We start from the raw sequence: 4,071 nt of genomic DNA, 5'->3' as shown, positions 1-4,071 counted from the left end.
GTTGGGGAATGTCGGTTTTTCTGTCGCAAATGGCTGGATTGTTTTTATGCTTTCGATGTTTGTTCTGACAATCGGCGAAATTTTATGTTTTCCTTCAATGAATGTCCTTTTGGACGAGCTTGCTCCGGATCATATGAAGGGCGCGTATTACGGCATGCAAAACTTATACAACATCGGTGAATTTTTAGGGCCTTGGCTGGGGGGAATGATGCTTGCCTTGTACGGGGGAAAAGCCATCTTTCTCATTGCTGCGTGTTCAGTCTTCTTCGCTCTAGGTGCCTACCATCTGGGAAGGAGAAAGTTTTTATCTGCACAGCATCATGGTGTATCGCCTTTTTCTTATTGAAAATTTAGGCCGCTCATGCATGAATCATCAAGAATTCACCCAACCTATAAGGTAAAAAAGGAGATTGAATCATGGACACAACATTGGGCTACCTCCGTGAGTCACTGTCGAATCACCTTGAACACGGCATAGGACAAAACATTTACAGAAAAATCGTTTCCGGGCGATATGCCAATGAAGAAGAGTTTGTCGAGCACTTGGAGGAGCGGGAAATGGAATTTCTGAATCAAGTGCTTGAACATGAGATGAAATATGCGCTGAATGAACAGGACCATAAACGAACAAGAGAATTAAACGAAGTGTATGAACTGTTGTTTTGAAAGGCGGGCATGAACAATGGGTGCAATAGAGCGGAACGGATACACGTTTGAACCGGAATACAGCGTGACCAGACAAAACGGCGCCATCCATGTATACCGGCGCGGCCGGTTTGTCGAGGAGATTCCCTTTGAGTTTCACGGAGAGTTTCCAGAACATGATTTAATTGAAGAGCTTGTCAATCATTATTGCTATGAAAATAAAATATAAGGTTTGAAGAGGCTGCCGACGGGCGGCTTTTATTTTTGGATTTTGATATCTATCATCCGCTTGCAGTTTTTACAACGGCAGCAGAAAAGCTGCCATAAATATGACAGCTCATGCATCGCTATTTTTTCTTTTCATCGTAGTATTGAACAGGGTACATGGATCCTTCCGATACCATTTTGTTATCTTCGATATCATGCGGAGACGGATGGCCTGCTTTTTCAACCGTGAATGAATCTACGTTGTGTTTTTCCGAAAAGTAAGGGATCTTTTCTTTGACGCTTTGCAAGTACGATTTCAGTTTTTGTCTTCTTGTTTCGTCTTTGAGCATATATGCGGTGACTCCGGCGGCAACGGCGAGACCTGAGATCAGATTCTTTTGCTTCATGGTCATAACCCCTTTCTGATTAGGTGTTTGCAGATGTTATTCCCATGATGGCATCCGTTTAAACCAACTGATCGAGCGCTTCGTCTATATTCGTCGTCGGCTGTCTGCAGGCGAAGTTTTCACAAATATAGACAGTCGTTTTGTTATCGACTGCTTTGTATTCGGCCGCAAAATCGGCAATCCCTTTGAAATCGTCAGGCGATTCTGCGGCGAGGACGGCGTAATTCGGCTGGAAAGCCTGCTGCAAAGTGCTTACGATCTTCTGTCTGTCCGGGTCATGGCGCTTTCCGAGCACAACGATTTCTTTTTGCGGCATGACATGGCTCAACAGGCCTTGGAGAAAGTTTGTATGGCCGCTCGGATAAGCGGAGACATCTCCATTGAATGCAGAAAACATTTTTGCCGCTTGATCATGGAGCGTTAAATCGCCGGTCAACCGACCAAGCCGGGACAGCTGCACGGCCAGGACGCCGTTTCCGGACGGGAGGGCGCCGTCGTATACTTCTTTATCCCGCACGATCAAAGCCTCGGCATCGTTTCCCGTAAAATAAAAACCCCCGTGCTCTTCATCCCAGAACAGCCCCGTCATGTCCTCTGCGAGCTTTTTGGCTTTTCGCAAATCGGTTAAATCAAGTGATGCTTCATACAATTCGATGTAGGCCCACAGCAGGACGGCGTAGTCATCGATAAACCCTTTATGTTTCACCTCGCCGTCACGGTAGCGGACCATGACGCGTCCGTCTTGAATCAATTTATTCTCGATGAACGCGACTGCAGCTCGCGCCATCTCCAAGTATTCGGGCGCATTGTAGACTTTCGCCGCTTTGGCAAGAGCCGCGATCATCAGAGCGTTCCAAGATGTCAGCACTTTGTCGTCGACATGGGGATACGTTCTTTCCTGCCGTTTTTCAAAAAGTTTTATTCTCGCTTCTTCAAGCTTGTTCTGAAGCTCTTCATCTGTCAGCGCGAATTCATCCTTGATGTTTTCCAGCCTGGTGTAGATCAAGTTTGGGATATTGTGGCCTTCAAAATTCCCTTCTTGCGTGATGTTGTAAACAGCGCAATACAATTCGCCTAGTTCATCCCCGAGCGTTTCGAGGATTTCGTCTTTTGACCACACATAATATTTGCCTTCCACGCCTTCTGTGTCGGCATCAAGCGCTGAATAAAAAGCGCCTTTGTCATCGGTCATTTCGCGGCGGACAAATGTGATGATCTGCTCGGAAATCTGTTTATACCGTTCGTTTTTCGTGATTTGATAGGCTTCAGTATATGCGATCAGCAATAAAGCATTATCGTAAAGCATTTTTTCAAAGTGGGGAACGAGCCATTCGTCGTCTGTCGAATAGCGGGCGAACCCGTAGCCGACATGATCGTAAATGCCGCCGTTCGCCATGCTGTCCAACGTTTTCGTCACGCTGTACAGCGCGTTCTCCTCGCCGCTGTATTGATGATAGCGAAGCAGAAATGCCAGCATATGGGGGATCGGAAATTTGGGTGCGCTTCCGAAACCGCCGTATGCCGCATCGAAGCTGTTGATCAGCTGTTGATACGTCCGCCTCAACATGTCTTCGCCGAGCGAATCGCCGGCATCGCTTTTCGCTTTGATTCTCAGGTTGTTGGCGGCTTTTTCGGCAATATCCTCAACATGTTCCCGGTTTTTCGCGAAGGTATCGGAAAGCTGCTTCACCACCTCAACAAACCCCGGCCGGTTAAACCGGCTCGTCTTCGGAAAATATGTACCCGCATAAAACGGCTTCTGATCAGGCGTTAAAAACACATTCAGCGGCCAGCCGCCCTGCCCCGTCATCATCTGGCAGATCGTCATATAAATTGAATCCACATCAGGCCGCTCCTCGCGGTCCACTTTAATAGAGACGAATTTTTCATTCAGGAGCTTCGCAACTTCTTCATCTTCGAAGCTTTCATGAGCCATGACATGGCACCAATGACATGTGCATTAGAGTAACCAAACTAGCTATACCCAATAGATACGAGTACAGGCTTGTTCTCGCGTTTCGCTTTATCAAATGCTTCTTCTCCCCAAGGGAACCAGTCCACAGGATTGTGAGCGTGTTGAAGTAAATATGGAGATTTCTCAGCGATTAATCTATTGGGTTTATTGTTAGTGGGCATGGGATCACCTTCTTTCTATAATTAGTTTATATTTAACTTAACACATTTTTTCAAAAATAATCCCTGTTTTTCATACGAGCAGCGAAAACGAGCATAACTACATCAAATCATAATACTTCATATACAGCATTAATTTCTAAGGGAGATTCTTTGTTTTGAAGAAAATGCATCCACTTAGAAAAGACATTTAATGAAACCGCGGCAGGCCATCCTTAATTAGAATTCCTTCTCATCAAAAAATGTTTGAGGGCCGTTGCCGAAACTGGCAACAGCTCCGCTTCAGCTCTTTTGCAATTTAAAAAAGATAAAATCAGGACATCTGAAATCTTCTGCAAATGACGAATTTTTTTCAGCATCTCTTCTGCTGGCTTTGGTTCTATTAAGCCTTACAGCATGAAGCCTGGTTTCATCAAAGTGTTGATATCGCTCGTCATGCTTATTTTAATATTCAAGTCTTCACAGCGCCCATCCTGATACTCAATCGGCAAATCATTTGGCGTGCCTTTCTATTCCCGGTAACTCATCGACAGCTGTTACAGAAGCTCCAGACTTGGTCAACGGAATCCCGTTCTTGCCTTAAATGTATGGAATATGACGAGATGGCGAATTTTTGATTTTTAATAGAGGGGAATTTTGGTATAACAAAGGGAGAATAGGCTCCTCTATAAAAATAGAA

General features: G+C 45.3%; 6 protein-coding genes. 3 read left to right on the top strand and 3 right to left on the bottom strand.

Annotation, left to right across the window (positions count from 1 at the left end; all coding sequences use genetic code 11):
* The 3 genes from C1T29_RS24425 to C1T29_RS24415 all read left to right on the top strand — a co-directional run.
* Positions 1–346 (top strand): MFS transporter (locus C1T29_RS24425; protein ID WP_208945577.1); only part of this gene is annotated, 346 nt, incomplete at its 5' end.
* A 71-nt stretch (positions 347–417) separates the two neighbouring features.
* Entirely contained in the window at positions 418–666 is a 249-nt protein-coding gene (locus C1T29_RS24420; RefSeq protein ID WP_003178498.1) for a sigma-G-dependent sporulation-specific acid-soluble spore protein CsgA, read from the top strand.
* Positions 667–682: 16 nt separating this feature from the next.
* Positions 683–874: a YbxH family protein gene (locus C1T29_RS24415; RefSeq protein ID WP_003178500.1), complete on the top strand. Its 192-nt coding sequence runs from the start codon at positions 683–685 to the stop codon at positions 872–874.
* Positions 875–992: 118 nt separating this feature from the next.
* On the opposite strand, the gene C1T29_RS24410 is transcribed toward C1T29_RS24415, so the two are convergent.
* The 3 genes from C1T29_RS24410 to C1T29_RS25010 are packed head-to-tail and all read right to left on the bottom strand — an operon-like array spanning position 993 to position 3,395.
* Complete coding sequence (locus C1T29_RS24410) at positions 993–1,259, bottom strand: hypothetical protein (protein WP_103750367.1); 267 nt, start codon at positions 1,257–1,259, stop codon at positions 993–995.
* Positions 1,260–1,317: 58 nt separating this feature from the next.
* Positions 1,318–3,195, bottom strand: coding sequence for a thioredoxin domain-containing protein (locus tag C1T29_RS24405; RefSeq protein ID WP_103750366.1), 1,878 nt, complete (start codon positions 3,193–3,195; stop codon positions 1,318–1,320).
* Positions 3,196–3,233: 38 nt separating this feature from the next.
* Positions 3,234–3,395, bottom strand: a complete 162-nt coding sequence (locus C1T29_RS25010) for a DUF255 domain-containing protein (RefSeq protein ID WP_023857722.1) — start codon at positions 3,393–3,395, stop codon at positions 3,234–3,236.
* Positions 3,396–4,071 lie beyond the last annotated feature (676 nt).

Source organism: Bacillus sp. MBGLi79 (assembly GCF_002953915.1).
The sequence above is the reverse complement of the archived record's forward strand: the minus strand, read 5'-3'. Positions and strand labels throughout refer to the sequence as shown.

Excerpts from the sequence above, each read along its gene's own strand:
- C1T29_RS24420 (WP_003178498.1), top strand. The coding sequence starts at position 418 with ATGGACACAACATTGGGCTACCTCCGTGAGTCACTGTCGAATCACCTT.
- C1T29_RS24415 (WP_003178500.1), top strand. The coding sequence starts at position 683 with ATGGGTGCAATAGAGCGGAACGGATACACGTTTGAACCGGAATACAGC.
- C1T29_RS24410 (WP_103750367.1), bottom strand. The coding sequence starts at position 1,259 with ATGAAGCAAAAGAATCTGATCTCAGGTCTCGCCGTTGCCGCCGGAGTC.
- C1T29_RS24405 (WP_103750366.1), bottom strand. The coding sequence starts at position 3,195 with ATGGCTCATGAAAGCTTCGAAGATGAAGAAGTTGCGAAGCTCCTGAAT.
- C1T29_RS25010 (WP_023857722.1), bottom strand. The coding sequence starts at position 3,395 with ATGCCCACTAACAATAAACCCAATAGATTAATCGCTGAGAAATCTCCA.